This is a genomic window from Bradyrhizobium lablabi (assembly GCF_018129385.1).
GTDB lineage: Bacteria > Pseudomonadota > Alphaproteobacteria > Rhizobiales > Xanthobacteraceae > Bradyrhizobium > Bradyrhizobium lablabi_C.
Map to the genome: position 1 here is coordinate 1 of NZ_JAFCLN010000006.1, position 26,255 is coordinate 26,255.

General features: G+C 63.7%; 30 protein-coding genes. 14 read left to right on the forward strand and 16 right to left on the reverse strand.

Annotated features, from left to right (window positions below; translation table 11 throughout):
* Positions 1–485: 485 nt before the first annotated feature.
* The 3 genes from JQ628_RS13975 to JQ628_RS13985 all read left to right on the forward strand — a co-directional run bounded on the left by JQ628_RS13975 (position 486) and on the right by JQ628_RS13985 (position 3,804).
* Entirely contained in the window at positions 486–1,871 is a 1,386-nt protein-coding gene (locus tag JQ628_RS13975) for an ABC transporter substrate-binding protein (RefSeq protein WP_212223168.1), read from the forward strand.
* A 215-nt stretch (positions 1,872–2,086) separates the two neighbouring features.
* On the forward strand, positions 2,087–2,956 hold the full coding sequence (locus JQ628_RS13980) for a carbohydrate ABC transporter permease (RefSeq protein ID WP_212223169.1): 870 nt from the start codon (positions 2,087–2,089) through the stop codon (positions 2,954–2,956).
* Positions 2,953–3,804, forward strand: a complete 852-nt coding sequence (locus JQ628_RS13985) for a carbohydrate ABC transporter permease (protein WP_212223170.1) — start codon at positions 2,953–2,955, stop codon at positions 3,802–3,804. Before JQ628_RS13980 ends, JQ628_RS13985 begins: the two co-directional genes overlap by 4 nt.
* Here the strand turns inward: JQ628_RS13985 and yghU are convergent.
* From yghU to JQ628_RS14005, 4 genes are read right to left on the reverse strand one after another with little or no spacing between them, the layout of a single operon-like run.
* A complete protein-coding gene (gene yghU / locus JQ628_RS13990; protein WP_212223171.1) occupies positions 3,794–4,681 on the reverse strand; it encodes a glutathione-dependent disulfide-bond oxidoreductase in 888 nt (295 codons plus the stop codon). The two genes, JQ628_RS13985 and yghU, sit on opposite strands and share 11 nt — an antisense overlap.
* A gap of 23 nt (positions 4,682–4,704) precedes the next feature.
* Entirely contained in the window at positions 4,705–5,523 is an 819-nt protein-coding gene (locus JQ628_RS13995) for an ABC transporter permease (RefSeq protein ID WP_212223172.1), read from the reverse strand.
* Positions 5,523–6,434: an ABC transporter permease gene (locus tag JQ628_RS14000; protein WP_212223173.1), complete on the reverse strand. Its 912-nt coding sequence runs from the start codon at positions 6,432–6,434 to the stop codon at positions 5,523–5,525. Before JQ628_RS14000 ends, JQ628_RS13995 begins: the two co-directional genes overlap by 1 nt.
* The gene (locus tag JQ628_RS14005; RefSeq protein ID WP_212223174.1) at positions 6,431–7,630 is read right to left on the reverse strand and encodes an ABC transporter ATP-binding protein; all 1,200 of its coding nucleotides are present in this window, start codon (positions 7,628–7,630) and stop codon (positions 6,431–6,433) included. The genes JQ628_RS14000 and JQ628_RS14005 overlap by 4 nt, the downstream gene beginning before the upstream one ends.
* Before the next feature lie 175 nt (positions 7,631–7,805).
* Between JQ628_RS14005 and JQ628_RS14010 the strand changes: the two genes are divergently transcribed.
* From JQ628_RS14010 to JQ628_RS14020, 3 genes are all read left to right on the forward strand, one after another.
* Positions 7,806–8,780, forward strand: a complete 975-nt coding sequence (locus JQ628_RS14010; protein ID WP_212223175.1) for an AraC family transcriptional regulator — start codon at positions 7,806–7,808, stop codon at positions 8,778–8,780.
* A 75-nt stretch (positions 8,781–8,855) separates the two neighbouring features.
* Entirely contained in the window at positions 8,856–9,086 is a 231-nt protein-coding gene (locus JQ628_RS14015; RefSeq protein ID WP_212223176.1) for a hypothetical protein, read from the forward strand.
* The gene (locus tag JQ628_RS14020) at positions 9,065–9,376 is read left to right on the forward strand and encodes a type II toxin-antitoxin system RelE/ParE family toxin (protein WP_249127889.1); all 312 of its coding nucleotides are present in this window, start codon (positions 9,065–9,067) and stop codon (positions 9,374–9,376) included. The genes JQ628_RS14015 and JQ628_RS14020 overlap by 22 nt, the downstream gene beginning before the upstream one ends.
* On the opposite strand, the gene JQ628_RS14025 is transcribed toward JQ628_RS14020, so the two are convergent.
* A complete protein-coding gene (locus tag JQ628_RS14025) occupies positions 9,373–10,842 on the reverse strand; it encodes a glycerol-3-phosphate dehydrogenase (protein WP_212223177.1) in 1,470 nt (489 codons plus the stop codon). The two genes, JQ628_RS14020 and JQ628_RS14025, sit on opposite strands and share 4 nt — an antisense overlap.
* A 37-nt stretch (positions 10,843–10,879) precedes the next feature.
* Positions 10,880–13,573 (reverse strand): sensor domain-containing protein, encoded by a 2,694-nt coding sequence (locus tag JQ628_RS14030; protein ID WP_212223178.1) that lies wholly within the window; start codon positions 13,571–13,573, stop codon positions 10,880–10,882.
* Positions 13,574–13,831: 258 nt separating this feature from the next.
* Between JQ628_RS14030 and JQ628_RS14035 the strand changes: the two genes are divergently transcribed.
* Positions 13,832–14,962, forward strand: coding sequence for an NAD(P)/FAD-dependent oxidoreductase (locus JQ628_RS14035; protein ID WP_212223179.1), 1,131 nt, complete (start codon positions 13,832–13,834; stop codon positions 14,960–14,962).
* A gap of 51 nt (positions 14,963–15,013) precedes the next feature.
* Here JQ628_RS14035 and JQ628_RS14040 read toward each other — a convergent pair whose 3' ends face one another.
* Positions 15,014–15,199: a YdcH family protein gene (locus JQ628_RS14040; RefSeq protein ID WP_212223180.1), complete on the reverse strand. Its 186-nt coding sequence runs from the start codon at positions 15,197–15,199 to the stop codon at positions 15,014–15,016.
* A 240-nt stretch (positions 15,200–15,439) separates the two neighbouring features.
* Here JQ628_RS14040 and JQ628_RS14045 point away from each other — a divergent pair, with 240 nt between their 5' ends.
* Positions 15,440–15,646: a YdcH family protein gene (locus JQ628_RS14045; RefSeq protein ID WP_212223181.1), complete on the forward strand. Its 207-nt coding sequence runs from the start codon at positions 15,440–15,442 to the stop codon at positions 15,644–15,646.
* Here JQ628_RS14045 and JQ628_RS14050 read toward each other — a convergent pair.
* Positions 15,636–16,022, reverse strand: coding sequence for a response regulator (locus tag JQ628_RS14050; protein ID WP_212223464.1), 387 nt, complete (start codon positions 16,020–16,022; stop codon positions 15,636–15,638). The genes JQ628_RS14045 and JQ628_RS14050 overlap by 11 nt on opposite strands.
* A gap of 198 nt (positions 16,023–16,220) precedes the next feature.
* Between JQ628_RS14050 and JQ628_RS14055 the strand changes: the two genes are divergently transcribed.
* A complete protein-coding gene (locus JQ628_RS14055; RefSeq protein ID WP_212223182.1) occupies positions 16,221–16,430 on the forward strand; it encodes a hypothetical protein in 210 nt (69 codons plus the stop codon).
* A 20-nt stretch (positions 16,431–16,450) separates the two neighbouring features.
* On the forward strand, positions 16,451–16,702 hold the full coding sequence (locus tag JQ628_RS14060; protein WP_212223183.1) for a hypothetical protein: 252 nt from the start codon (positions 16,451–16,453) through the stop codon (positions 16,700–16,702).
* Between the two features lie 41 nt (positions 16,703–16,743).
* Here the strand turns inward: JQ628_RS14060 and JQ628_RS14065 are convergent, their stop codons facing one another.
* A complete protein-coding gene (locus tag JQ628_RS14065) occupies positions 16,744–17,427 on the reverse strand; it encodes a GGDEF domain-containing protein (RefSeq protein WP_433996131.1) in 684 nt (227 codons plus the stop codon).
* A gap of 151 nt (positions 17,428–17,578) precedes the next feature.
* Here JQ628_RS14065 and purE point away from each other — a divergent pair, with 151 nt between their 5' ends.
* Positions 17,579–18,067, forward strand: coding sequence for a 5-(carboxyamino)imidazole ribonucleotide mutase (gene purE, locus JQ628_RS14070; RefSeq protein WP_212223185.1), 489 nt, complete (start codon positions 17,579–17,581; stop codon positions 18,065–18,067).
* A complete protein-coding gene (locus JQ628_RS14075; protein ID WP_349628064.1) occupies positions 18,064–19,191 on the forward strand; it encodes a 5-(carboxyamino)imidazole ribonucleotide synthase in 1,128 nt (375 codons plus the stop codon). The genes purE and JQ628_RS14075 overlap by 4 nt, the downstream gene beginning before the upstream one ends.
* An 11-nt stretch (positions 19,192–19,202) precedes the next feature.
* Here the strand turns inward: JQ628_RS14075 and aqpZ are convergent, their stop codons facing one another.
* The gene (gene aqpZ / locus JQ628_RS14080) at positions 19,203–19,925 is read right to left on the reverse strand and encodes an aquaporin Z (protein ID WP_212223186.1); all 723 of its coding nucleotides are present in this window, start codon (positions 19,923–19,925) and stop codon (positions 19,203–19,205) included.
* A gap of 259 nt (positions 19,926–20,184) precedes the next feature.
* Between aqpZ and rpsU the strand changes: the two genes are divergently transcribed.
* Positions 20,185–20,487: a 30S ribosomal protein S21 gene (gene rpsU / locus JQ628_RS14085; RefSeq protein WP_212223187.1), complete on the forward strand. Its 303-nt coding sequence runs from the start codon at positions 20,185–20,187 to the stop codon at positions 20,485–20,487.
* A 117-nt stretch (positions 20,488–20,604) separates the two neighbouring features.
* The gene (locus tag JQ628_RS14090) at positions 20,605–21,228 is read left to right on the forward strand and encodes a tetratricopeptide repeat protein (protein WP_212223188.1); all 624 of its coding nucleotides are present in this window, start codon (positions 20,605–20,607) and stop codon (positions 21,226–21,228) included.
* A gap of 12 nt (positions 21,229–21,240) precedes the next feature.
* Here the strand turns inward: JQ628_RS14090 and JQ628_RS14095 are convergent, their stop codons facing one another.
* The 6 genes from JQ628_RS14095 to JQ628_RS14120 form a co-directional block, all read right to left on the reverse strand.
* Entirely contained in the window at positions 21,241–22,227 is a 987-nt protein-coding gene (locus JQ628_RS14095; RefSeq protein ID WP_212223189.1) for a hypothetical protein, read from the reverse strand.
* A 146-nt stretch (positions 22,228–22,373) separates the two neighbouring features.
* The gene (locus tag JQ628_RS14100; protein WP_212223190.1) at positions 22,374–22,658 is read right to left on the reverse strand and encodes a cupin domain-containing protein; all 285 of its coding nucleotides are present in this window, start codon (positions 22,656–22,658) and stop codon (positions 22,374–22,376) included.
* An 18-nt stretch (positions 22,659–22,676) separates the two neighbouring features.
* Positions 22,677–23,774, reverse strand: coding sequence for a calcium:proton antiporter (locus JQ628_RS14105; RefSeq protein WP_212223191.1), 1,098 nt, complete (start codon positions 23,772–23,774; stop codon positions 22,677–22,679).
* A 53-nt stretch (positions 23,775–23,827) separates the two neighbouring features.
* On the reverse strand, positions 23,828–24,634 hold the full coding sequence (locus JQ628_RS14110) for an alpha/beta hydrolase (RefSeq protein ID WP_212223192.1): 807 nt from the start codon (positions 24,632–24,634) through the stop codon (positions 23,828–23,830).
* Positions 24,635–24,645: 11 nt separating this feature from the next.
* Positions 24,646–24,813: a hypothetical protein gene (locus tag JQ628_RS14115; RefSeq protein ID WP_212223193.1), complete on the reverse strand. Its 168-nt coding sequence runs from the start codon at positions 24,811–24,813 to the stop codon at positions 24,646–24,648.
* Between the two features lie 14 nt (positions 24,814–24,827).
* Complete coding sequence (locus JQ628_RS14120; protein ID WP_212223194.1) at positions 24,828–26,225, reverse strand: NAD(P)(+) transhydrogenase (Re/Si-specific) subunit beta; 1,398 nt, start codon at positions 26,223–26,225, stop codon at positions 24,828–24,830.
* Between the last annotated feature and the right edge of the window lie 30 nt (positions 26,226–26,255).

The following is a 26,255-nucleotide window of genomic DNA, read 5'->3' on the forward strand; positions in this document are numbered from 1 at the left end:
GGCGATGGTGACAACAAGCCCGCTCACCAGGGAGAGCGCGATATAAGCCGTAAAGCCATTGCGCAGGGGATGTCGGACTGCCTCCGCTCACCTGTATGCTCGTGTGCATTTCTTTAATGCGCAAGCATCGCACACGAGACCGCGGGTGCAGCGTGCACCCGGCATTCCCTGCGCCCTCTGGCTTCAGAGGCGCGATGAAGATTGAATAGCTCGGGCAAGATGATGCCGCGGGAACGAATAATCGTGTTTGCCGCGCGAGAGCACCGCCACACACTCACCGTCATTGTGCGCCAACGGGTCGCGAACCCACGGCCTTCGCGAGCGGCGGTCGCCAAAAAATGATCCGCAACCAAAAGAAATCGGCGAATTTGCGAGCGTTATCATACGCAAGATGTAGTTAAAACCATCTGGAATGATTGCCTATCATTCGGTAAAGGCTGGTGCCTGACCGGCTATAGCCGGCAAGAGCGTAGGGAGAAAATAACGTGACATCCAAGGTATTGATAGCGCTGTCAGGTGCGGTCGCGATGGTCGGGCTACTGTCGACGCCGGCGCCCGTCGTCGCGCAGGAAAAGAAGATCACGGTCTGGTTCGCCAAGGGATTTTACAGGTCCGAAGACGACGCGCTGATTGAGACGATCAAGAAGTTCGAGGCCAAGACCGGCATCAAGGTCGAGCTCTCGCAATATGCCATCCAGGACATGATTCCGAAGACGGTGGCTGCGCTCGATTCCGGCACCGTGCCCGATGTCGCCTATTCCGACAGCTACGACGTGCAGGCGCAGGGCAAGTGGGCGTTCGAGGGCAAGCTCGAAGACCTCTCCGACATCATGAATCCGATGAAATCGGCGTTTGCGCCGAACACGCTGGAGACGGTCAATCTCTACAACGACGTCGCCAAGAAGCGCGCCTATTACGGCTTTCCGCTGAAGCAGCAGAGCATGCATGTGCAGATCTGGGGTGACCTGCTCGAGCAGGCCGGCTTCAAGCAGAGCGACATTCCGACCAAGTGGGAAGACTACTGGTCGTTCTGGTGCGACAAGGTGCAGCCCGCCTACCGCAAGGCCTCCGGTTCGCGCGCTTATGGCGTCGGCCAGCCGATGGGCGTGGAATCCACCGATAGCTTCCAGTCGTTCTACACCTTCATGGACGCCTATAACGTCAAGCTGGTCGACGATGACGGCAAGCTGCTGGTCGACGATCCCAAGGTGCGCCAGGGACTGATCGGCGCCCTGAAGGACTACACCGACACCTATATCAAGGGCTGCTCACCGCCCTCCTCCACCACCTGGAAGGATCCGGACAACAACGTCGCCTTCCACAACAAGACGATCGTGATGACGCACAACTTCACGATCTCGATCGCGGCGAAGTGGTTCGAGGATTCGACCAACCCGAACCTGACGCCCGAGCAGCGCGCCGCCGGCAAGAAGGCCTATGAGGAGTCGATCATCACCGCCTCCTTCCCGAACAAGCCGGACGGCTCCAAGATCCAGTATCGCTCGGACGTCAAGACCGGCCTGATGTTCGCCAACGCCAAGAACAAGGCGGAAGGCAAGGAGTTCATCAAGTTCCTGATGCAGGAAGAGAACCTGCGTCCCTATGTCGAGGGCGCGCTCGGCCGCTGGTTCCCGGTGACGACAGCCAGCCAGCAGAGCCCGTTCTGGCAGGCCGACCGCCATCGCAAGGCCGTCTACACCCAGTTCACCGGCGGCACCACGCCGTTCGATTTCACCAAGAACTGGAAGTTCACGATCCTGAATAACGAGAACGTCTGGGCCAAGGCGATGAACCGCGTGGTCAGCGAGAAGGTTCCGGTCGACAAGGCCGTCGACGAGCTGATCGCCCGCATCAAGCAGGTCGCGGGTTAGAGGTAAGTAAGCTGGCTGCCGCGGCGTTATTCGGCCGTCGTCCCTGCCGAGTGCGCCGTTGCGCACGGAGCAGGGACCCATACGCCGCGGCGGTCGTTTTGAAAGATGCTGATCGACGGCTTTCGCGCTACAACGAAAGCCGGTGGTTATGGGTCCCTGCGTTCGCAGGGACGACGGCATAATTTGTAGCCGGCATCACTCTGCACGAGTAGTTCATGGCCATCACACTATCGGCATCCGACATTCCTAACGCACCGCTGTCGTCGCGGTTGAGCACGCCGCAGGTCTGGGGCATCGTGCTGCTGGCGCCCTACATCCTCGTGTTCCTGGCCTTCGTGGTCTATCCCGTCGGCTACGGGCTATGGCTGGCGCGGCATCCGGCCAGCTATGTCGCGCTCTACCACGATCCGATCTTCGCGCGCGCCGCGGTCAATACGCTGATCTTCCTCGTGGTTGGCATCAACATCAAGATGCTGATCGCGCTGTTCCTGTCCGGCTTCTTCGCGCACCAGCGCACCTGGATCAAATGGCTGTCGGTGCTGTTCATCCTGCCCTGGGCGGTGCCGTCGATCCCGACGATTCTTTCCGTGCGCTTCATGCTCAATCCCGAATGGGGCATGGTCAACCAGATCATCTTCAGGCTCACCGCCGAGGACGGCCCGAACTGGCTGAACGATCCGGCCGTCGCGCTCGCGATGGCGATCGGCGTGCATATCTGGAAATCGCTGCCGTTCTGGACGCTGATCCTGCTGACCGGGCGTCTTGCGATCTCGCACGACATGTATGAGGCCGCCGATGTCGACGGCGCATCGTGGTGGCAGAAATTCCGCTACATCACCTGGCCGTCGATGAAGACGCTCTACGTCACCTGCACGCTGCTCTCGATGATCTGGACGCTCGGCGACTTCAACAGCGTCTATCTGCTCACCGGCGGCGGACCGGCCGACCTCACCCATGTGCTGTCGACGCTCGGCATCCGCTATCTCCGCCTCGACCAGCTCAGCCTTGCGATGGCCTCGATCGTCTGCGCGATGCCGCTGGTGCTGCCGCTGGTCTATTTCATGATGAAACGGTTGTCGCGATGAAGCTGCCCACACTCCGCGAAGTCGGCAATGAGACAAAGCTGCTGCTGATCGGCATCCCGGTGTTCATCTGGACGATGATTCCGATCTATCACATGTTCCTGTTCGCGATCTCGCCCAAGCAGGACGCCTTCGCCGGCAAGCTCTGGCCGGATCATCCGACGCTGCACAATTTCAAGATCGTGTTCTACCAGCAGCATTACTTCCTGCGCGACTTCTGGATCCAGTTCTGGAATTCGACCGTGATCGCGCTCGCCGCCGGCGCGCTGACGCTGATTGTCGCGACTGCCGCCGCGTTCGCGATCTCACGGTTGCGCGTGCCCGGCGGCCGCTGGGTGATGAATCTGGCGCTGCTCACCTATTTCATTCCGGCCGCGTTCCTCGCCGTGCCGATGTACCGGACCATGGGCAATTACGGCCTGCTCAACAATCACTGGTCGCTGATCCTCGCGATGGTGACGATCGCCTCGCCCTATGCGATCTGGGTGCTCAAGCAGGCTTCCGACAAGCTGCCGGTCGAGCTCGATGAAGCCGCCACCATGGACGGCGCCACGACATTGCAACTGTTTCGCCTGGTCTATGTGCCGCTGATGATGCCGTCGCTGGTCGCGATCGGCACCTACGCCATCCTGCTCGCGTGGAACGAATATCTCTACGCGTTCCTGCTGCTCTCCAAGGACACCGACATCACCCTCCCCGTCGCGCTCGGCAATTTCCTCGCCGCCGACGATTCGCCGTGGGAACTGCTGATGACCACCGGCTTCATCTACGCGCTGCCGCCAGCCGCAATCTACTACGCGTTCCGCCGCTACATGGTCGGCGGCCTGACGGCGGGCGCGGTCAAATCGTGACGGTCGCAGCGCCCTCGTCGAGCTTGTCCTGCGTCTTCGTCTCGAAGTCGCTGGCATCATGCCGCTCGTGCAACTGGCTTGCGGGATCGCCCGAGATGCGGTTGACCATGCGGCCGCGCCGCACCGCCGGACGCTTGGCGATCTGATCGGCCCAGCGGTTGACGTGCTTGTACTCGTGCACGGAAAGGAATTCGGCAGCGCCATAGAGCACGCCCTTGGCGAGGCCGCCGTACCAGGGCCACGTCGCGATGTCGGCGATGGTATAGTCGGGACCGGCGAGATATTCGCTTTCCGCAAGGCGGCGGTCGAGCACGTCGAGCTGGCGCTTCACCTCCATCGCATAGCGGTCGATGGCGTATTCGATCTTGGTCGGTGCATACGCATAGAAATGGCCAAAGCCGCCGCCGAGAAACGGCGCGGAGCCCATCTGCCAGAACAGCCACGACAGGCACTCCGCGCGCGACGCCGGTTCGGTCGGCAGGAACGCGCCGAACTTTTCGGCCAGATGCACCAGGATCGCACCCGACTCGAACACCCGGATCGGCTTCGGTCCGCTGCGATCCATCAGTGCCGGAATCTTGGAGTTCGGGTTGACCGCGACAAAACCGCTGCCGAACTGGTTGCCGTCGATCTTGATCAGCCAGGCGTCATATTCCGCGCCCTTGTGGCCGGCTGCCAGCAGTTCCTCCAGCATCACGGTCGCCTTCACGCCGTTCGGCGTTGCCAGAGAATAAAGTTGCAGCGGATGCTTGCCGACCGGCAATTCCTTCTCGTGCGCCGGGCCTGCGATAGGACGATTGATACTTGCAAAGCGTCCGCCGCTTTCCTTGTTCCAGGTCCAGACCTTCGGCGGCACATATTCGGACGGTTCGGCCATTCCTCGAGCTCCCATCTTCTTGTTTACAGCGGCGCAGCACTCTCGCCTTGCACCCTCGACAGCCGCGAGGCAAATGACGCCGCCGTGATCACGATCGCAATCAGCGCGATCACCATGGTGCATATGGCGTTGATCTCCGGTTTTACACCCAGCCGCACCTCGGAATATATTCGGATCGGCAGCGTTGCCGAGCCGGGGCCGGTGGTGAAGCTTGCGATCACGACGTCGTCGAGCGACAGCGTGAAGGCGAGCATCCAACCCGCGGCGATCGACGGAATGATCAGCGGCAGCGTCACCGACAGGAACGCCTGCGCGGGATTGCAGCCGAGATCCATCGCCGCCTCTTCCAGGCTGCGGTCGATCTGCCCGAGCCGCGACTGCACCACCACGGTGACGAAACACATGGTGAGCGTCGTGTGCGCGATGGTGACGGTCCAGAAGCCGCGGCCGGCATCGAGGGCGACGAACAGGAGCAGCAGCGACAGGCCGGAAATCACTTCGGGCATCACGAGTGGAGCGTAGAGCATACCGGAGAACAGCATGCGCCCTCCAAAACGTTCACCGCGCGTGAGCGCCACGGCTGCGAGCGTACCCAGGATAGTGGCGATCGTCGCCGATACCGCGGCGACCCGCAGGCTCATCCAGGCCGCGTCCAGCATGGCGCGGTCGTTGAAGAATTCACGGTACCAGCGCAGCGACCAGCCGCCCCACACCGTCACCAGCCGCGAGTCGTTGAAGGAATAGATGACGAGGATGACGATCGGCAGATAGAGGAACGCAAAACCGAGCGCGAGTGCGGTAACGTTGAAGCGCGTGATCCGGTTGATTCGGCGGGAGGCCATCAGCGCGCCTCCAATTGCCGGTGCTGCAGCCGCTCGTACAGCAAGAGCGGTGCGACAAGGAGAACCAGCAGCACGACGGCGACGGCCGAAGCCACCGGCCAATCCTTGTTGGTGAAGAATTCCAACCACAGCGTCTGCCCGATCATCATGGCATCCGATCCCGCCAGCAGATCGGGGATCACGAACTCGCCGACGATCGGGATGAAGCACAGCAGCGCGCCGGCGCCGACGCCCGGCAGCGAGAGCGGAACGGTCACCTGCCAAAAGGCCTGCCGGGGCGAGGCGCCGAGATCGGCCGCGGCCTCCAGCAGCGAGACATCCATCTTCGCCAGCGTCGCATAGAGCGGCAGGATCATGAACGGCAGATAGGAATAGACGATGCCGATATACATCGCGCTGTCGGTCGAGAGCCACACCAGCGGCGCCGAGACGAGATGCAGCTTGAGCAGCACGGTGTTGAGCAGACCGTCGTGCTGAAGGATATTGATCCAGGCATAGATGCGGATCAGGAACGAGGTCCAGAACGGCACGATCACCAGCATCATCGCGACAGGTTGCCAGCGTTGCGGCAGCCGCGCCATGCCGTAGGCGATGGGGTAACCGATCAACAGCAGGATCGCGGTCGAGACCAGCGCGACGGTGAGGCTGCGCAAATAGGACAGGATGTAGAGATCATCCGAGACCAAAAGCTTGAAATTGTCGAACGACAATTGCTCGAGCGCCGCCGTGATCGCCTCGCGGCCGCCCATGAAGTCGAACACCGGCACGTAGGGCGGCTGTGCGATCGCGGTCTGCGACAGCGCGATCTTCAGCACGAAGCCGAACGGCACCAGGAAGAACAGCACCATCCAGAGGTAAGGCGCGATCGCCGCAAAGCGTGCCGGACGAGCGAAGATACGACGCGCGCTCATTGATCCAGCACCAGGCAATCGTCCGATGTGAACCAGGCCACCACGCGCTGGCCGGCAAGATAGGCATCGACGATCCGCGTGGTGTTGGCCATCGTCGAACTTACCGTCGCGCCGGAGTCGAGCTTGACCTTGTAGGTGGTCTGCCCGCCGAGGTAGCTCACATCCGTGATGGTGCCCTCCAGCCGATTGAAAGCATTCGCTTCGTCCACAGCCGGGGCGCGGCGTGACAACTTTACCTTTTCGGGCCGGATGGCGACGCTCACGGCGCCCTTCAGCGCCTTGCGCGGTTCGGTAACGTAGAGCGTGCCGGCATCACGCGTCGAAACCGCAAGGCGGCCCCCTTCGGCGGCACCCGGCTGGCCCTCGAACAGGTTGATGTCGCCGACGAACTCGGCGATCCAGCGCGAGGCAGGCGCCTCGTAGAGATCGCGCGGGGTCGCCACCTGATCGAGCCGGCCGGCATCCATCACGCCGATGCGGCTTGCCATCGTCATCGCCTCCTCCTGGTCGTGGGTGACGACGATGAAGGTCATGCCGAGCCGGCGCTGCAATTCCATCAACTCACGCTGGGTGCTCTCGCGCAGCTTCTTGTCGAGCGCCGCCAGCGGCTCGTCCAGCAGCAGCACCTGCGGACGCCGCGCCAGCGCGCGCGCCAACGCCACCCGCTGCCGCTGTCCGCCGGAAAGCTGGTCCGGCTTGCGCTTCTCCATGCCCTCGAGCCTGACGAGCGCCATCATCTCCGCCACGCGCGTCTCGATGTCGACCCGCGCCATGCCGGCGCGCTTGAGGCCGAAGGCGATATTGTCGCGCACCGACAGATGCGGAAACAGCGCGTAGTTCTGGAACATCATGTTCACGGGCCGCTCGTGCGGCAGCACGTGGGCGATGTCCTTGCCGCCAAGCAGGATGCGGCCCTCGTCCGGCGTCTCGAAGCCGGCGAGCATGCGCAGGAGCGTGGTCTTGCCACAGCCGCTCGGGCCCAGCAGCGCAAAAAACTCGCCGGCACGCACATCGAGCGAGACGTGGTCGACCGCGCGAAAATTGCCGAATTTTTTCGCCACCGCCTCGATGCGCAGCAGCGGCATGTCCGGCTCCAGCTTGATCGGCAATGACGCGGCAACGACCGGCGGCTCGATCTTCGCAGGCTCCGCGGCGCGCTCCAACTCCGGTTCGGATTTCTGTATTTCCTCGGCCATGATCCCCTTCGGCCCATATCCCGCCGCAAGCTAGCGGCGGATCGGCGTCGGCTCAACCGGTTCGCGCCGGGAAGTCCCCGACTATCAGGCGCCGAAAATTAGATGTCAGCGGCATGAACGCGTTCCGATCTGGATGCGACTACCTCTTCGAGAATAATTTTCGATCGGGGTACCGATGCTTGATATCGGATCACAGCGGCGCGTGCACATCTCGACCAGGACGTTCCCGGACGAGAAGCGGCTTTCGATGTGGCGCGAGGTGTATGGACGCGGCATCGCCAATGTCGACATCGAGCCGATCGGCGAAGCGCCGTTTCACGCCGACGTAACCTTCAACCTGCTGCCCAATGTCAGCATCGCAGCCGGCTCGCGTTCGCCGGCGCATTACCGCGTCACGCCGGAACTGCTGAAGCAGGGCCGCGACATCGTCGCGATCAGCCTGCTGCGCAGCGGCAACGCGTCCGCCACGCAATTCGGCCAGGAGCTGATCGATGGCCCGGGCAGCGCCAGCGTGGTGGCCGCCAGCGATCCCTCGGTCAGCACGCTGCATACGCAGGGCAGCTTCATCACGCTGGCGCTGGCGCGCCCCGCGATCGCCGAGCTTGCGCCGAACTACACGGCCGCCTACGGGCGACCGATCCCGGAACACAACGCGGCGCTGCGGCTATTGGTCAAATATCTGGACGCGGTGCTGGCCGCCGATGAACTTGCCGATGCTGACGTCGCGCGCTCGACCTCCTCCCACATCCTCGACCTTGCTTCGCTGGCGCTCGGCGCGCGCGGCGACCATGCCGAGATGGCGCGGACGGGCGCCAAGGCCGCGCGGCTGCGCGCGCTGAAGTCGGATATCGTCGCCATGCTCGGCCGCAACGACCTGTCGTCGGAAATCGTCGCCGGCCGCCACGGCATCTCCGCGCGTTATGTGCGAAAGCTGTTCGAGCAGGAAGGCACCTCGTTCACCCATTTCGTGCTCGGCGAGCGGCTGACGCGCGTCAGCCGCCTGTTGCGCGATCCCCGCCACGCTCACCTGACCATCGCGCAGATCGCGCACAACAGCGGCTTCAACGACATCTCCTATTTCAACCGCGTCTTCCGCCGCCGTTTTGGCGCGACGCCGACCGATTTCCGCGAGGGCGCGCGGGAGACGTGAGACGCTGAACACTGATGTTCGATAGCTGGAAGAATCCGGTTTCGCGCCCCCCTTGAAAGGCGTATCATTCCAGGCATGACCAAACTGCTCGATCAAGCCGTCGAAATCGCTCGGAACCTCCCGGCAGACGCTCAGGATGATATTGCCCGCGTCGTCCTTCAGCTTGCCGGCGTCGACGACGCGCCTGTCGTTACGCTGTCTGATGACGAGAGGGCAGCTATTGCAGCTTCCAGGGAGGCGGCCGCCCGAGGTGAATTCGCAACCGATGAGCAGGTGCGCGCCACATGGGCCAAACACGGCCTGTGAAACTCCGATACACCCTTCCGGCGCTTGCCGACCTGAACTCTCTCCTGGACTACATTGCAGCGGCTTCACCTCAGGGAGCGCAGCGAGTCCAGAGACGCATCCAGCATGTTGCTGGGCTACTTCTGAGTCATCCCTATATCGGAGCCCGCACCGACGATCCAACGATCCGCCGACTAACCACGGCGCCGTACCCCTTTCTCATCTTTTATGAAGTGGCGGAAGATGAGATTGTGATCCACGCGATCCGCCATGCGGCTCGCGATCCCGGCGAGATGCCGAAGACCCGCTAGGAGCCCGCCGCCATGAACGCCGCGAGCGCTTCGCGGTCCGCGGCGGGCATGGTCAGCCCGAGCTTTGAGCGCCGCCACAGGATATCGTCGGGAAAGCGCGCCCATTCCTTTGCCATGAGGTAGCACACTTCTGCGCCGGTCAGCTCGGGGCCGAAGGCTGGGCCGAGATCGGATTTTTCTTTTGCCTCGCCCAGGATCGAAACCAGCCGCGAGCCGTAGGCGGCGACCATGCGGCGGGCCTGGTGCTCGCCGAGGAATTTCCAGCGGGCGCGGGCTTCATCGACCTCGTCCTCGAATTTGGCCCAGTCGAAATCGCCGCCGGGCAGCGGCGTCTTCGCGGTCCAGCGCGGCAACATCGGATAGAACGCCGTCAGCTTCGTGACCGCCCGCTCGGCGCGTAGCCTGGCGGTGGTGATGTCGCCGCCGAAGATCGTCAACAGAGGCGCCTTGCCGCGTCTGGCATCAAAGCTCATCGATCCGTCGCGCAGCGCGCCGCGCGCGCTCGCACCCATCACCGAGTTCACGCCCGATACCACCCTCAGCACATCGGATGTTTCGACCCGCTCGCGAAAATAGCGGTTGGCGGCGTCGCAGAGATAGGCGACGTCGCCGGCGCCCATCGCGACGATGGCCGGATCGCCACGGAATGGATGGCCGACCGTGCCGATCAGCGTGAAATCGCGCTCATAGGGACTGGCGAAGATCAGCCGCCGGTCGTTGTTCTGGAACACGTAGACATTGTCGCTGTCGAACAGGCGGCGCACCACGATCTGGCCGATCTGGGTGGTGCCGAGCGGCGGCGCCGGCACGCGCAGCACGGTGTCGGCCACCGAGGCGGTCCAGGCGCCTGTGGCGTTCACCAGCGCGCGGGCGGTGACGATCTTGCGATGGCCGCGGTCGATCATGACCAGGCGCCAGATGTCGCTGCGGTCGGCGCGGACGCAGCGCGCGCCGGTACGGATATCGGCGCCGCGCTCGGCGGCATCCACCGCATTGAGCACGACCAGGCGGGAATCATCGACCACACAATCGGAATATTCGAAGGCGGTTCCGAACGGCCGCTTCAAGGCATCACCGACGGGATGATGGGTAACGTCGACGGTGGCGGAAGCCGGCAGACGCCGTCGCGCACCGATCCGATCGTAAAGCAAAAGCCACGCCCGCAGCACCCAGGGCTGGCGCTCATCGGCATGGGCGGGAATCGCAAAGCGCATCGGCCGCACCAGATGGGGCGCGATGTTGAGCCAGACGTCGCGCTCGGAAAGCGCGGCACGGACGCGAAAAAAATCCCGCCGTTCCAGCACCGACAGATCGCCATGGATCAGCCTTGGCGAGGCCGAGGATGCGCCGGAGCCAAGATCGCCCTGCTCCAGCAGGATCACCCGAAGGCCGCGTCCTGAAGCGTCGCGCGCGATGCTGACGCCGTTCAGCCCGCCGCCGAGGATTGCAAGATCGTAGTCCGCCATACGCAACGCTGATGCAAGTGACCTAACGTCACCACATCTAACCGGTCTTGCGCGCGGGCTCCATGGCGTTGATGACGCTACGGCCGATCAGCGCCGAAAAATGTCCGATCGGCGCGGGCTTGCCGAGCAGATAGCCCTGTACGGCATCGCAGCCTTCCTGGGCCAGGAAGGCAAGCTGCTCGGCGGTCTCGACGCCCTCGGCGACGATCGACATTTCGAGGCCGTGGCCGAGATCGATGACGGCGCGGACGATCGCCGCCGATTGCGGGTTCTTGCCGAGATTGATGACGAACGCGCGGTCGATCTTGATCTTGTCGAACGGGAACGCCTGCAAATAGCTGAGCGAGGAATAGCCGCTGCCGAAATCGTCCATCGAGATCCGCACGCCGAGCGCCTTCAGCCGCCGCAACAGCGCCAGACCCCTGTCAAAATCCTCGATCAGCACGCCCTCGGTGATTTCCAGCTCCAGCCGGCCCGGCGCCAGGCCGGTTTCCAGCAGGATCGAGTGCACGAGGCTGACCACGTCGCCATGCATGAACTGCGCTGGCGACAGGTTGACCGCGATCTGCATCGGCACCGGCCAGGAGGCCGCTTCGCGGCAGGCTTCGCGAAGGATCCATTCGCCCATCTCGACGATCAGGCCGCTCTCTTCCGCCAGCGGAATGAAATCGCCCGGCGAGACGAAGCCGCGCACCGGATGCATCCAGCGCGCCAGCGCCTCGAAGCCGATCACTGTGCTGGTTGCAACCGTGTGGCCGGAGGCCGCCTGCGGCTGGTAGTGCAGCGACAGTTCGCCGTTCCTGATGGCGACCGAGAGGTCCTGGTGCAGCACGCGGCGGTCGCGGATCTGCTGGTCCATTTCCGGCTCGAATACGCTGATGGTGCCGCGCGATTTCTGCTTGGCGCGGAACAGGGCGGCGCCTGCATTGGCAAGCAGCGAAGCCGCATCCGAACCGTTGTGCGGGAACACCGAGATGCCGGTGGTGCAGCCGGTGCGCACCGACTTGCCGTCGATCTGGAATTCCTCCGCGAGCGCCACGGCAAGCTTTCGCGCCAGTTCAATGCCCGCCTCAGGCTGCTTGCCGTCGATGATCAGGCCGAACTCGTCACCGGACAACCGCGCCACCACGCCGCCGCGCGCGGAGTCCTGTAGGCGGCGCGACACCTCGATCAGCAGCTTGTCGCCCATGGCATGGCCGAACACGTCGTTGATTTCCTTCAGCCCGTCGAGATCGAGGCAGAGCACCGCGAATTCCTCGTCGGTATCGGCGCAGGCCTCGATCATCTGGGTCAGCGCCTGTAGGAAGGCGGCGCGGTTCGGAAGATCGGTCAGGCCGTCATGATAGGCCATATGCGCCATCCGCGATTCGGTCTGGCGGCGGTCGGTGACGTCCTCGTGGGTCTTGATCAGGTATTGCGGCTCGCCGGCTTCATCCAGCACGGTCATGCGGCGGGTCAGGAACAGCCGCAGGCCGTCCTTGGTCGAAATCGGATGTTCTTCGGTGAGCAGGCCGCGTTTCTTGATCGCCGCCTCGTCGCGCGCGACGATCAGTTTTGCCTCGCGCGGGTTGAAGATGTCGGTGGCGGTCAGGCCAGTTGCGTCCTCGCGGCGGCGGTTGAGGATGGTCTCGGCGCTGCGGTTGGCAAGCAGGTATTTGCCGTCGCTGACGCGCTCGACGATCAGCGAGACCGGGATATTGTCGACCACGAGCTCGAGGAATTTCTTGGTGTTCTCCAGTTCGCGCGACAGCGAGCGGCGGTCGGTGACGTCGTCGAACAGCGCGATCAGGAATTCCGGCTCGCCCTTTTCGTTGCGCGCGATCACGCGGTTGGAGGCGAGGACGCGCTTCTGCGAACCGCGCTCGACCTGGAATTCGTTGCGATGATAGCCTTCCGGCGCCGCCAACGCCGCCTCGTCGGCCTTGACGATGGCCGCCGCGGTAGCCGAACTGAAAATCTCCTCGGCGCGCTTGCCGATAATGTGATCGCGTGAGAAGCGCGAAAAACGCTCGAAGGCGCGGTTGGCGAAGATGTAGCGGCCGTCCTCGATGTTCTTGGCGGCGACGCAGACCGGCACGTTATCGAGCACCGATTCCAGGAACTGGGTGGTCGACGACAGTTTGCGCGCGAGCTTGCGCTGGTCCGTGCAATCGAGGTGCGTCGCAATCGAGCCGCCGTTCGGCAGGGTAAAATACCTGACCAGGACGGCCTGGCCGTCGGGCAGTTCGGTCACGAGGCCCTCGGGGGTCGCCGCCCTGGCGTAGAAATCCTCGGGGCTGACATCAAGCACGCCGCGCTGGCGGCGCAACTCCAGCAGCGCCGGCGCGTCCATGCCGGTGGGAACGTCGGCGCGGGTAAGGCCGTAGATCTCGAGATAGCGATCGTTGCAGAACGCGATCCGCCCCTTCGGATCGGTCATCACGACGCCCTGATTGAGGTGGTTCAGCGCGGAGCTGATGAAGGCGTTGCGGCGGAACTGCGATCGCTTGGCCTTGCGCAACGACGAAGCCACCCACAACGCGATCGCGCCGAGGAACGAGGTCACGACGATGCCGCCGATCAGCAATTCCCAGATCAGGTGGGGATCGAGCGAGCCGACATAGCTTGCCGGAGCGAAACCGCCGGACGCGGCCTTGGCGTCGCCATGCGGAAGCGCAATGGCGACAAGGCACACGACGGCTGCCGCAGGAATTAAATTCTTGCTGCCTGCCTGCCAGTTCTTGTCAGCCATCAGTCACCCGCGCATTTCCGCGCCGGAGTGTCTGTTCCCACGGGTTTGGATCGGGTAAACGCCTACCCATACAACCCAAAAATGTGACTTAAATAACGGCAATTGCCCTGACGTGATTAATGCTTCACTAACGCGGGGTAGCGGCAGGCATATTTCGAACCAATCCAACGGGTTGACCGAAGGCATCCGTTAACGGAACACCAATAGACGAGCGCTGCCGAAGGCCCGCCGGGCTCGGCGGAATCCGGATGGATGCAGATGGACAGAGTGGATTGCGTCGTTGTCGGGGCCGGTGTGATCGGCCTTGCGGTTGCACGGCGGCTGGCTCTCTCCGGGCGCGAAGTAATCGTGCTGGAGGAAGCCGAGGGCATCGGCACGGTGACCTCCTCGCGCAACAGCGAGGTGATTCATGCCGGCATCTACTACCCGGCCGGAAGCTGGATGGCGCGGATGTGCGTGGCCGGCAAGCAGGCGCTCTATCGCTACTGCGACGAGCACGGCATCCCCTACCGCAATTGCGGCAAGCTGATCGTCGCCACCACGCCGGCGGAAACCGAAAAGCTGCAATCGATCCGCGCCCACGCCGAGGCCAACGGGGTCGCCGACATGCAGACACTTTCGGGCAAGGCGGCGCGCGCGCTGGAACCGGCGCTGAATTGCGACGCCGCGCTGCTGTCGCCTTCCACCGGCATTGTGGACAGCCATGCCTACATGCTGACGTTGCGCGGCGAGGCCGAAGCGGCCGGCGCGGCGTTTGCCTTTTACACCCCGCTGGAACGCGCCAGGGCAACCGCCGGCCACATCGAGCTTGAAGCCGGCGGCGAAGCGCCGATGTCGCTCGCCTGCGACCTCCTGATCAATGCGGCCGGGCTGGGCGCGCCGGCGGTTGCGCGCAGCATCGAGGGCATGCCGATCGCACTGATCCCACCGCCCTATCTTGCCAAGGGAAATTATTTTAGCTGTAGCGCGCGGGCGCCGTTCTCGCGCCTGATCTATCCCGTGCCCGAGCCCGGCGGGCTCGGCGTGCATCTCACGCTCGACATGGCCGGCCAGGCCCGCTTCGGGCCCGACGTCGAATGGGTTGATAGCATCGACTACGCGGTCGACCCCGCGCGGGCGGAAAAATTCTATCCGGCGATCCGCAAATACTGGCCAACGCTGCCGGACGGCGCGCTGATGCCGAGTTATTCCGGCATCCGCCCGAAGATCGTGCCGCCAGCGGTGGCACGGCAGGATTTTCTGATGCAAGGCCCAGCCGATCACGGCGTCGCCGGTCTGATCAACCTGTTCGGGATCGAATCACCGGGATTGACGTCGTCGCTCGCCATCGCCGACCATGTGGCTGACATGGCCGGTGTATCGCGTGCTCCCCGGAGGACGAGCGCATAGGCGCTCATCCTGCTGCGGAGGGCACGTTCTGTGCGGCTGGCTTGGAGCTTATCAGTGGACCGTGGCTTCGGCGGTATGCCTCAACCGCTCGATCTGGTCCTTCACCATCAACTTTCGTCGCTTTAGTTCGGCAATTTGCAGGTCGTCTGTGGAAAGGTGCACGAGCGCTTCATGCAGTTCTTCTTCTAGTATCTTGTGCTTGCGTTCAAGCTCAACAAGATGCGCCTGTATTGCCATACGAAATCTCCTCGGTAGGTGAAACCTCAGATTCGATCCGGACGCGCAAGTCTACACAAGACCGAAAATCTGTCGATGGGAATCCGTAAAACCCGGCTTTCATATTTTCGGATTATCTGTAACGAAACGTGACTATGGAACCGGGCCGGCTTGCACGGGCCGCCGGCAAGGACGATATTCGCAAGCAAGGGCGGCCCCAGACCGTACGCAACCTCATCGTGCTTTTCAGTTAAATACACCATGACCGACGAAGATGAGCGCGAACTCCAGGCCGAACTTGCGCGGCTACAGCAGGAGCACCGCGACCTCGACGCGGCGATCGACGCCCTGCACCAGTCCCCGGCGCCGGATTTACTGCGGCTCCAGCGGCTGAAAAAACGCAAGCTGCAATTGCGCGACCGCATCGCCTTCATCGAAGACCAGATCACGCCCGATATTATCGCTTAGCGGCAGCGGTCAGTTCCCGAAGCAGGCCCGCGATCGCTTCCGGGCTGTAGGGCTTTGCAAGAAACCGGCCGCCCTCCGGCAGATCCTTTTCCCCGACATCCACAAGACCTGACGTCGCGACGATCTTGATCGGCGGCCAGCGGCCGCTGACCGCGCGCGCCAGCTTCAGCCCGTCCATCGAGCCGGGCATCTGGATATCGGTAAACACGACCGTGATGTCGCGCCTTGCTTCGAGGATGTCGATGGCCTCATCGGCGCTGGCGGCTTCGATCACCTCGAAGCCCGCATCGGCAACTATCTCGGCCGCATTGATCCGCAACAGCAGTTCGTCCTCGACGACCAAGACGACAGGCCGTGTTGAAGACGAAGAACCCATACATCCGCACTCCCGATCAGCACTAAGAAGCAAATGCTGCTTTTGGTTCCGGATACCGAAGATGGAGGCATCGCGCCGAACGATCATCGGCGAGTGCGCCATCGGCAGCTTCAGGCGAAGCGAAAAATCTGTTCAGGTCCCCTTGACTCAACGAGAACAAAAAGAGAACATACTGATCAAGCCAAACGGGAGTTTGCCATGTCCGCACCGTCTCAACTTCTCGACAACAGCCGTTACGAGCAGGCCTGCGACCAGGCGATTGCGATGTGCGACGGCAACCTGCGCTCGACCATCAAGGCGCTGATCATGGCGAACGAATATCTCGAGGCGGAGCTGGAAGAATTGCAGGCAGCCGTCGCTGCCGGCTGCGCGCCCACCAAATCAGTTTCACGCAGCAACGCGGCCTGACCGGCCGAACGGAGCGAGCGATGGCCGATGTCACCTATTACGTCGCATTGCCATTCATGCAGGACGAGAGCGGCGACATGGTCGCGGGCGCGGCTGAGGAGTGCCAGAGCGCGACCACGGCGCTGCGCCGCGCCGAGATGATGTCGCGCATTCCCGGCAGCATCGGCGCGGTCGCCTTCAGCCGTACCGGCGATCCCATGATCGGCGAATTCGGCGATGCGCATTTGTTGCGGAAATTCGGCAATGTGCCGGAGGATTTGAGCGGGCTGTAAGTTGTCGTCATTGCGAGAAGCGATGACGACGGAGAAAGCGGTCAAGCTTCCTTCTCGTGCCTTCGCTGCGCCTTGCGCACATACATGGCGCTGTCGGCCTCCTCGAGCGCCCGACGCGGATCGCAATGGCTGTTGAGGATGGCGACGCCGGCGGAGGCGCCCGTCGTCACCGCCGTGCCGCGGAACGTGAAGCTCAGCGCATCGATGGTCTCTTCCAGCGCGGCTGCCTTCGCCCGCGCGTCGGTCTCGCTGAGATTCCATAGCAGCACCGCGAACTCGTCGCCGCCGAGCCGGCCGACCACGTCGGAGGCGCGCACCTCGCGCAGCACGGCGGTGACGATCGCCTTCAGCACCTGATCGCCGGCAGCATGCCCGAATTCATCGTTGATCGGCTTCAGGCGGTCGACGTCGAGCACGATCAGCGCGCCGCTGGCGTGATAGCGGTTCATGAAGGCGATGGCGCGGGTCAGCTCACGCTCAAAGCCGCGGCGATTGAGGATATCGAGCAGGAAGTCGGTTTCGGCGGATGCCTTCAGTTCCTCGATCCGCGCCAGGGCCTTGGCCAGTTCGTTCCGCAGGCGCCGGACGGTCGGCTTTGAGTCGCTCGGCGCGGCCGGCCGGACGGCGGGCTGCCGCTCCCGGCGCGGGGCGGCTTTGCGGGCCGCAGCGCCACGTTTTCCACCTTTTGCAGGCCCCGAGGCGCCGGCCCTCCTTTTTTTGGTCATGCCCATCCTTGTTGAGGCCCGCATATCAAGGCTTGCCGGGATTCACCAAGACAGGATAGTCCATTCCTCTTCTCTTGCCACGCCTTGGATCAGCCCCGGGCCGACCCTATAATCGGCCTATGCTTTTGGATTCCCGAACAGAATTGACCGTATGACCGCCCCGATCGCCATCATCATGGGAAGCCAGTCCGACTGGGAGACCATGCGCCATGCCGCCGAAACGCTGGCCGCGCTCGGCGTCGCAAGCGAAAAACGCATCGTTTCCGCCCATCGCACCCCGGACCGGCTGTTCGCCTTCGCCAAGGGGGCCAAGGCGGCCGGCTTCAAGGTGATCATCGCCGGCGCCGGCGGCGCGGCGCATCTGCCGGGCATGGCGGCGTCGCTGACGGAACTGCCGGTGTTCGGCGTTCCCGTTGAATCCAAGGCGCTGGCGGGTGTCGATTCGCTCTATTCCATCGTCCAGATGCCGGCAGGCATTCCGGTCGGCACGCTCGCGATCGGCAAGGCCGGCGCCATCAACGCGGCGCTGCTGGCGGCCAGCGTGCTCGCGCTGAACGACCCGGCGCTGGCAACGAGACTGGCCGGCTGGCGCAAGCAGCAGACCGATGGGGTTGCCGAGCGCCCGGAGGGATCGGCGTGACGGCTGAAGCCCAAGTCAAGAACAAGGCGCAGCTCAAGCCAGTGAAGCTGAAGCCGGGAGACACCATCGGCATTCTGGGCGGCGGGCAGCTCGGCCGGATGCTGGCGATGGCGGCCGCACGGCTCGGCCTCAAGTGCCAGGTGTTTTCGCCGGATCCGGATTCGCCGGCTTTCGACGTGGTGCTGAACGCGACCTGCGCGGAATATGCCGATGTCGAGGCGCTGGAGCTGTTCGCCAACGATGTCGACGTCATCACCTATGAATTCGAGAACGTGCCGGCCGCGACCGCCATGGTGCTGGCAGCGCGCCGCCCGGTACTGCCCGCGCAGAAGATTCTGGAAACCACGCAAGACCGCCTGATCGAAAAGGATTTCGTCACGAGGCTCGGCATCGGCACCGCCGACTACGCCGACGTCTTCTCACTGGAGACGCTGCGTGCCGCCGTCGCGAAAATCGGCCTGCCCGCCGTGATCAAAACCCGCCGCTTCGGCTATGACGGCAAGGGCCAGGCGATCATCCGCGAAGGCGACGACATCGGCGAGATCTGGGAGGACCTCGGCACCAAATCCGCAATCCTCGAAGCGTTCATTCCGTTCGAGCGCGAGATTTCCGTGATCGCCGCCCGCTCCGCCGACGGCGATGTGGAATGCTTCGACGTCACCGAGAACGAACACCGCGACCACATCCTGAAATTCTCGCGCGTACCCGCTGCCATTTCCGATGCACTTGCCGCCGAGGCGCGCGGCATCGCCGAAAGGATCGCGAACGCGCTCGACTATGTCGGCGTGCTCGCGGTCGAAATGTTCGTGGTGCAGGAGGCGGACGGGCCGAAGGTGCTGGTCAACGAGATCGCCCCGCGGGTACATAATTCCGGGCACTGGACGCTGGACGGCGCCTCGATCTCGCAGTTCGAGCAGCACATCCGCGCGATCGCCGGCTGGCCGCTCGGCAAGCCGGTGCGCCACGGCCCGGTCCTGATGACCAACCTGATCGGAGACGACATCAACGGCTATGAACGATGGCTGACGGTTCCCGGCGCCACCGTTCACCTCTATGGCAAGGGTCCTGCGCGGCCCGGCCGCAAGATGGGCCATGTGACCGAAGTCTTGCCGCGCAGGAAGTAGCGCGGTTCGCGCTACGCAGGCCTGGCGCCCTCGACGATGCCACTCGGCTCTTCGCTGAGCCAGCGATAGATCACCCCGCCCAGCACACCGCCGATCAGCGGCGCGACCCAGAACAACCAGAGCTGCGCCAGCGCCCATCCGCCAACGAACAGCGCAGGCCCGGTGCTGCGCGCCGGATTCACCGACGTGTTGGTGACGGGAATGCTGACCAGGTGGATCATTACCAGCGCCAGCCCGATCGCCAGCGGCGCAAAGCCCGCCGGCGCCCTGCCATGGGTCGCGCCCATGATGATGAACAGGAACATCATGGTCATCACCACTTCGGTGATGAAACAGGCGACCAGGCTGTATTTGCCGGGCGAATGATCGTCAAAGCCGTTCGACGCAAAGCCCTTGGCAAGGTCGAAGCCAGGCGCACCGCTGGCGATCACGTACAGCAGCGCGGCGGCAGCGATCGCACCGATCACCTGCGCGATGACATAGGGTGCGATCTGGCCGACCGGAAAGCGGCCGCCGGCCGCGAGTCCCAGGGTGACGGCGGGATTGAGATGGCAGCCCGATACATGCCCGATGGCGTAGGCCATCGTCACGACGCTGAGGCCGAACGCCAACGACACGCCGACCAGTCCGATACCGACCTGCGGAAAGCCCGCCGCGATGACGGCGCTTCCGCATCCCGCAAATGTGAGCCAAAACGTGCCGATGGCCTCGGCGGCATATTTCTTCGCGTCCATGTGGCATTCCCCTGATTGTAACCGGGTCGGTCAAAACTCCGGGAACAGCCCTGTCAGGACGCGGTACGCCCCAAATCAGGGCCGAACCACGTCAGATTCGCCGCTTTTTGTGGCTGAACTTGGCCTGAAACGCTGCCGCTCAGGTGGACATTTGCGGAATTGTCTGATACATCCGCGCGCTCAAAGGTCAGAGGCGGCGTTTTCGCAGGCCTCTCGCTTTTCCCGAATTCCGATCCGATCAATTGAAAGAGGATGCCGCGTGCAGGTTCTCGTCCGCGATAACAACGTCGATCAAGCCCTCAAGGCGCTGAAGAAGAAGATGCAGCGCGAGGGGATTTTCCGCGAGATGAAGCTCCGCGGTCACTACGAAAAGCCCTCCGAGAAGAAGGCCCGCGAAAAGGCCGAAGCCGTGCGCCGCGCGCGCAAGCTGGCCCGCAAGAAGTTGCAGCGCGAAGGCCTGCTGCCGATGAAGCCGAAGCCGGTGTTCGGCGCCGGCCCGGGCGGCGACCGTGGCGCCGGCGGCAGCCGTGGCGGCGCTGGTGGCGCCCGCGGACCGCGCTAAGACTTTTTACGATTTGGGATGCGACGCGGGCCTCGTGCCCGCGTTTCTTTTTGCCCCGTTTGTTCTTGAACCCGGCGGGCCAGCTTTGCGACATTGGACGCAGGAGCATTCGCCGGCATGATTTTTTCGAGGACAAACGGCCTTGGCAGGACATCGCGGTGCGCCGCGCTGGCGCTGCTGCTTGGCGGATGCTCGTTCGATCTGGGATCGTGGTCGCTCGGTCCAGACAAGGAAGCGCAGCCAAAGCCGGCGGCGCAACCCGCGCCCGAGATCAGTGCCAAGAGTATCAGCGATGCGCAGGAGGCCGCCGTGCAGGGCCGCACCCTGGCCCGCTCCGGCAAGCGGGAAGAAGCGCTCGCCGAGTTCGAGAAGGCGCTCGCGCTCGACCCCTACAACGCGCAGGCGGTGTATGGCCGCGGGCTGATCTACCAGGGCGAAAAGCAGCACGAGAAGGCGATCGAGGATTTCACCTCCGCGCACGGCCTGACGCCGCAGCGCGCCGAGCCATTGGTGGCGCGTGCGGCCAGCTATCTTGCGCTCGACAAGGTCAAGGAAGCCGTCACCGATCTCGACGAGGCCGTGCAGGCCGATCCGAACAGCGCGACCGCCTGGAGCTATCGCGGGCAGGCCTATGAGCGCCTCGGCGAAAAGGACAAGGCCAAGGCCTCCTACAGCCGCGCGCTCGCGATCCGCCCGCGCGATGATGCGGCGAAGAACGGACTGGCGCGCCTCGGCGGCTAGATCGCAGCCGGCTTATTTCGGCATGACGTTCTGGAACATCGACTTCGCGGCCGACAGCATTTCATCGGCCACCGAAGGCTTTTCACGCGGCGCCATTTCGGCGCGCAGATCCAGCGGCGGCCGCGCCGTCGGAATTTCGGCCGGCGGGGTCGGGCGCAGCGGATCGTCTGACCGGGCGTTGTTTGCGTAAGGCGGCCGCGGCTGCGAGGTGGCTGGATCGACTGCATCGCTCGGCGGCGCCGACACCATGATCGGCGGCGGCAGCGGCCGCAGGACTTGCGGGGTTGACGCTTCGGAGGCGCGCGAGCCTTCCGGATTTCGCGAGACCTCGTTCCGCGAAGGCTCGTTTCGCGAAGGCTCGTTTCGCGAAGCTTCATTTTTCGACGTTTCCGGCGCGCGCGCAGCCGCCTGCGTGCCGCCGCGCAGCCGCTCGATCGCGGCGCGGGCAAGGTCGTTGGCGTCGCGGCGTTCTTCGGGCGCGGCCTCGGCCGCAGGGGCGGAAGCCGGCGCAGCGACGGCCGGTGCCGACGCAGCAGGCTGGGACTGTGTCAGCGGGATGACCCTGATGGCAGCGGTCTTCTCACGCGGCGCCGCCTGCTGGCGGCGAGACTCGGCGGGAATGCTGGCGGTTTCGGCAGGTTTGTCGGTCTTGTCGGCGGCCTTGTCTTTTTCCGCGGGCTTCTCCTTTTCCGCGGGCTTCTCGACCACCGCCTTCTCGGCCGCAGCGTTCTTCTCCAGCAGCGCTTTTTCGGAGATGCCCTTGGCCTTGACGCCTGCTTCGGGAAGGCTGGCAACGTCGCCGGAGGTCTCCGCTGGCTTGGCTTCCGGCGCGGGCTTTTCTGGAGCGGGCTTGGCCTTGTGCCGGGCGATCGCCGCGGCGGGCGTCTCCGAACCGGTCTTGGGGGTCGCAATGTAGTGGTTGACGATGTAGGCCCCGATGATGGTAGCCGCCACCGAGGGCACGACCTGCATCGTAAAGGCTTTGACGTAACTGAGCATTCCGGCCACTCCCCGAGCGGGTTTGATGCTGGAACTTCTGGGCATATTCAGGGATCAACTGCGACGGATCGGTGGCAATTGGCCGCTCCGCCGTGCAGATTTCCCTCACGCCGGTTCCATCCCGCCGGAATGTCGGGGCAAACGGCTCAGGGTTTCAGCTCGACCTCGAGGAAGACGATCTCGCTTGCCGTTTCGTTGAGGACGTCATGCTGGACGCCGGCCTTGCGGAAATAGGATTTCCCGACGGAAAGCTGCGCCTTCGAGCGTTCCCCGTTGGGCGCCACGATGGTCATCTCGCCCGCGGTGACCGGCACGATCACGTAGTCCATCTCATGGGTGTGGTGGCCGGTGGCGCTGCCCGGCGCCAGCCGCCACTCGGTGACGCGGACCTCCGGCGTGTCGACCTGAACGTCCGACTTGGCGCTGAGCATTGTTCGTTCTCCAAAATGTTACGGCACGAATACCATGAACAGGAACACGGCAAACACCACCATGTGAACCATGCCGAACAGGATATTGGTGCGGCCGGTACCGAAGGTCAGCATGCTGAGCATGAAGGTCAACAACATGATCAGCATGTGCTGGTTGCTGAGCCCGAGCACGAGCTGCTTGTCGAGCGCATAGGCGGCAACCGCCACGGCGGGAACCGTGAGGCCGATGGTGGCAATCGACGAGCCAAGCGCCAGGTTGATGCTTTTCTGCAGATCGTTCTTGCGCGCGGCGGAGATCGCGGCAACGCTTTCCGGCAGCAGGATCAGGACCGCGACCAGCACGCCCGCAAATGCCGGCGGCGCGCCGATCTTCGCCGTAATAACGTCGACGACGACAGAAAACTTCTTGGACAACAGCACCACAGACAGCAGCGCGACCAGCAACAGTGCGACGCTGATCGCCAGCATGCGATCCGATATCACCTCGCCATGGGCAGCTGCCTCGTTGGCACTGCCGACGAAATAATCGCGGTGGCGGACCGTCTGGGTGTAGAGGAACACCGCATAAAGCAGCAATGTCACCACGCTGACAAAGCCGAGTTGCGCCGCCGAATAGACCGGCCCCGGGGCGGTCAGCGTGAAGTTCGGCATATCAAGAGTAATCGTCGCCAGCACGAACAAGACGCTGAGATAGAGGTTGGCGCCGGTGATCTGGAAGTCCTGCTCACGATAACGCATGCCGCCGATGAAGATGCAAAGTCCGACCAAGCCGTTGCAGACGATCATGACCACCGCAAACACGGTATCGCGCGCCAGAGTCGGCGCAGGCTTGTCGCCGAGCATGATGGTCGCGATCAGCGCCACTTCGATGATCGTGATGGCCATCGTCAGCAGCAGCGTGCCGAAAGGCTCGCCGATCCGCTCAGCGATCATCTCGGCGTGATGGACCGCCGCGAACACCGTGCCGAACAGGATGACGAGCAGCACCACCGCGAACAGCCAGCCAAAGGCCGACGGGGCGAATTCGTAGCCGGCCGCGGTGGCGGCGGCGAACAGCGCGATTGCCAGCGCCGGAAATATCCATGCCGATCGCGGCATCGGCCCGTGTGCGCTCATCCGATATTCCTTGCTGTCCCAAGGGACAACTATGAAGCAAACAATGGCCGCCGTCAGCCTCTCGCGGCGTTGATGAATTGCCGTGCGGCTTCAATCGCTCCGAAATCGCCGAGATTCTCGTGGCCACCGCCGGGAAACCGCACGAACCGCTTCGGCTCATTGGCGAGCGCAAACAGGCGTTCGCCGAACTGGATCGGAATGGCGGGATCGTCGGTGCCGTGCATGACGAGCAGCGGGACTTTCACCCGCGCGATCCGCTCGTCGGAGCGGAAGCGATCGCGCATCACCAGGCGCACCGGCATGTACCAGAACAACGACGCGGCAACGTCCACAGTCGAGCTGAAGGGCGCTTCCAGGATCAGCTTGCCGACAGGCTGCTCGGCCGCCAGCGCAACCGCAACGCCGGTGCCGAGCGAAAAACCCCAGACCACAATCCGATCCGCGCTGTAACGCGCGGTCGTGAAGGCGTAGGCTGCGGCCGCATCCTTCAGCAGCCCCTGCTCGCTCGGCGATCCGCTGGAGCCGAAATAGCCGCGATAGGAAAGCGCGACCACGCCGATGCCGTCAGCGATCAACTCGTCAAAGCGCCCGAAGAAGCCGGCGAGGAAATCGCCATTGCCGTGGAAGTAGAGAATCACGGGACGGCCTGGTTTTGCCGGTACATGCCAGACGATGACTTTTTCACCGTCTTCCGTGTCGAGCACATGCTCCTCGGCCTGCGGAAAACCGGCGGCGCCGGGCGCGATGCGGGCTACGGGTGGAATCGGAAACAGGAACGAGCGCTGCAACAGGAACAGCGCCGCAAGGCCGCCGAGATAGACGAGGGCAAAGACGATCAGGAGCCACTTGAGGACGGTCATTGCGCCGCCCGCTAACGCTTGCGGCGCTTGAGCAGCTTTTCGACGTCAGGGCGGATACTTTCCGGGATGACGCGGCATCCGCATGCGGCAGCATGCGCGGCGTGCCATTTGATGCGCTGCTCGCGCGTCGCCTTCTGCGGCATGCGATGGGACCGGTGCCATTCCTTGTTCAGGGCCACGATCCCTCGCCGCCTTACATCGCCTTCACCACGTTCTCGGTCACCTTCTTGGCGTCGCCGAGCAGCATCATGGTGTTGTCGCGATAGAACAAGGGATTGTCGATGCCGGCATAGCCCGAGGCCAGCGAGCGCTTGATGAACATCACGGTGCCCGCCTTCCAGACCTGGAGCACCGGCATGCCATAGATCGGCGAGGTCTTGTCTTCTTCGGCCGCGGGATTGGTGACGTCGTTGGCGCCGATCACGAAGGCGATGTCGGCCTGCGCGAATTCCGAGTTGATGTCCTCGAGCTCGAACACCTCGTCATAGGGCACGTTGGCTTCGGCGAGCAACACGTTCATATGGCCGGGCATGCGGCCGGCGACCGGGTGAATCGCGTATTTCACCTCGACGCCTTCCTTCTTCAGCATGTCGGCCATCTCGCGCAGCGCGTGCTGGGCCTGCGCCACCGCCATGCCGTAGCCGGGCACGATGATGACCTTCGAGGCGTTCTTCATGATGAAGGCGGCATCGTCAGCCGAGCCGAGCTTGGCGGGCTTCTGCTCGCCGGTACCGCCAGCCGCCGCCGCGGTCTCGCCGCCAAAGCCGCCGAGAATGACCGAGATGAACGACCGGTTCATCGCGTGGCACATGATGTAGGACAGGATCGCGCCGGAAGAGCCGACCAGCGCGCCCGTGATGATCAACGCGGAATTGCCCAGCGTGAAGCCAATGCCGGCCGCGGCCCAGCCGGAATAGGAGTTGAGCATCGAGATCACGACCGGCATGTCGGCGCCACCGATCGGAATGATCATGAGCACGCCGAGCACCAGCGCGATGATGGTGATCAGCCAGAAATCGAGCGCGCTGCCGGAACGCACCAGGCCGAAAATGAAGAACACCAGCGCCAGCGCCAGCGCAATGTTGATGATGTGACGGCCCGGCAAGATGATCGGCGCCCCGCTCATGCGCGCCGACAGTTTAAGGAACGCGATCACCGAGCCGGTGAAGGTCAGCGCGCCGATGGCGACGCCGAGCGACATTTCGACGAGGCTGGAGCCGTGTATATTGCCGGGCGTGCCGATATCGAAAGCTTCGGGCGCGTAGAAGGCGCCGGCGGCGACCAGCACCGCGGCCATGCCGACCAGCGAGTGGAAGGCCGCGACCAGTTCCGGCATCGACGTCATCGGCACGCGCCGCGCGATCACGGCGCCGATCGCCCCGCCGATGGCGATGCCAAGGATGACCAGCAGCCAGGCGATGCCGTCCGCCGGCGGATGGCTGGCCAGCGTCGTGCCGACCGCGATCGCCATGCCGATCATGCCGAACAGATTGCCCTGGCGCGACGAGGCGGGGCTGGACAGGCCGCGCAACGACAGGATGAACAGCACACCCGCCACGAGATACAGTAGTGCAGAGAGATTGGCGCTCATCTCAGGTCCCCAATGTTCCTCAATACCCCG

Excerpts from the sequence above, each read along its gene's own strand:
- JQ628_RS13980 (WP_212223169.1), top strand. The coding sequence starts at position 2,087 with ATGGCCATCACACTATCGGCATCCGACATTCCTAACGCACCGCTGTCG.
- JQ628_RS14030 (WP_212223178.1), bottom strand. The coding sequence starts at position 13,573 with ATGGCTGACAAGAACTGGCAGGCAGGCAGCAAGAATTTAATTCCTGCG.
- JQ628_RS14000 (WP_212223173.1), bottom strand. The coding sequence starts at position 6,434 with ATGAGCGCGCGTCGTATCTTCGCTCGTCCGGCACGCTTTGCGGCGATC.
- JQ628_RS14045 (WP_212223181.1), top strand. The coding sequence starts at position 15,440 with ATGACCGACGAAGATGAGCGCGAACTCCAGGCCGAACTTGCGCGGCTA.
- JQ628_RS14095 (WP_212223189.1), bottom strand. The coding sequence starts at position 22,227 with ATGCTCAGTTACGTCAAAGCCTTTACGATGCAGGTCGTGCCCTCGGTG.
- aqpZ (WP_212223186.1), bottom strand. The coding sequence starts at position 19,925 with ATGGACGCGAAGAAATATGCCGCCGAGGCCATCGGCACGTTTTGGCTC.
- JQ628_RS14055 (WP_212223182.1), top strand. The coding sequence starts at position 16,221 with ATGTCCGCACCGTCTCAACTTCTCGACAACAGCCGTTACGAGCAGGCC.
- JQ628_RS13995 (WP_212223172.1), bottom strand. The coding sequence starts at position 5,523 with ATGGCCTCCCGCCGAATCAACCGGATCACGCGCTTCAACGTTACCGCA.
- JQ628_RS14100 (WP_212223190.1), bottom strand. The coding sequence starts at position 22,658 with ATGCTCAGCGCCAAGTCGGACGTTCAGGTCGACACGCCGGAGGTCCGC.
- JQ628_RS14120 (WP_212223194.1), bottom strand. The coding sequence starts at position 26,225 with ATGAGCGCCAATCTCTCTGCACTACTGTATCTCGTGGCGGGTGTGCTG.
- JQ628_RS14060 (WP_212223183.1), top strand. The coding sequence starts at position 16,451 with ATGGCCGATGTCACCTATTACGTCGCATTGCCATTCATGCAGGACGAG.
- JQ628_RS13985 (WP_212223170.1), top strand. The coding sequence starts at position 2,953 with ATGAAGCTGCCCACACTCCGCGAAGTCGGCAATGAGACAAAGCTGCTG.
- JQ628_RS14065 (WP_433996131.1), bottom strand. The coding sequence starts at position 17,427 with ATGACCAAAAAAAGGAGGGCCGGCGCCTCGGGGCCTGCAAAAGGTGGA.
- JQ628_RS14050 (WP_212223464.1), bottom strand. The coding sequence starts at position 16,022 with ATGGGTTCTTCGTCTTCAACACGGCCTGTCGTCTTGGTCGTCGAGGAC.
- JQ628_RS14005 (WP_212223174.1), bottom strand. The coding sequence starts at position 7,630 with ATGGCCGAGGAAATACAGAAATCCGAACCGGAGTTGGAGCGCGCCGCG.
- JQ628_RS14025 (WP_212223177.1), bottom strand. The coding sequence starts at position 10,842 with ATGGCGGACTACGATCTTGCAATCCTCGGCGGCGGGCTGAACGGCGTC.
- JQ628_RS14015 (WP_212223176.1), top strand. The coding sequence starts at position 8,856 with ATGACCAAACTGCTCGATCAAGCCGTCGAAATCGCTCGGAACCTCCCG.
- JQ628_RS14090 (WP_212223188.1), top strand. The coding sequence starts at position 20,605 with ATGATTTTTTCGAGGACAAACGGCCTTGGCAGGACATCGCGGTGCGCC.
- purE (WP_212223185.1), top strand. The coding sequence starts at position 17,579 with ATGACCGCCCCGATCGCCATCATCATGGGAAGCCAGTCCGACTGGGAG.
- JQ628_RS14040 (WP_212223180.1), bottom strand. The coding sequence starts at position 15,199 with ATGGCAATACAGGCGCATCTTGTTGAGCTTGAACGCAAGCACAAGATA.
- JQ628_RS14105 (WP_212223191.1), bottom strand. The coding sequence starts at position 23,774 with ATGAGCGCACACGGGCCGATGCCGCGATCGGCATGGATATTTCCGGCG.
- JQ628_RS14035 (WP_212223179.1), top strand. The coding sequence starts at position 13,832 with ATGGACAGAGTGGATTGCGTCGTTGTCGGGGCCGGTGTGATCGGCCTT.
- yghU (WP_212223171.1), bottom strand. The coding sequence starts at position 4,681 with ATGGCCGAACCGTCCGAATATGTGCCGCCGAAGGTCTGGACCTGGAAC.
- JQ628_RS14010 (WP_212223175.1), top strand. The coding sequence starts at position 7,806 with ATGCTTGATATCGGATCACAGCGGCGCGTGCACATCTCGACCAGGACG.
- JQ628_RS14110 (WP_212223192.1), bottom strand. The coding sequence starts at position 24,634 with ATGACCGTCCTCAAGTGGCTCCTGATCGTCTTTGCCCTCGTCTATCTC.
- JQ628_RS14020 (WP_249127889.1), top strand. The coding sequence starts at position 9,065 with ATGGGCCAAACACGGCCTGTGAAACTCCGATACACCCTTCCGGCGCTT.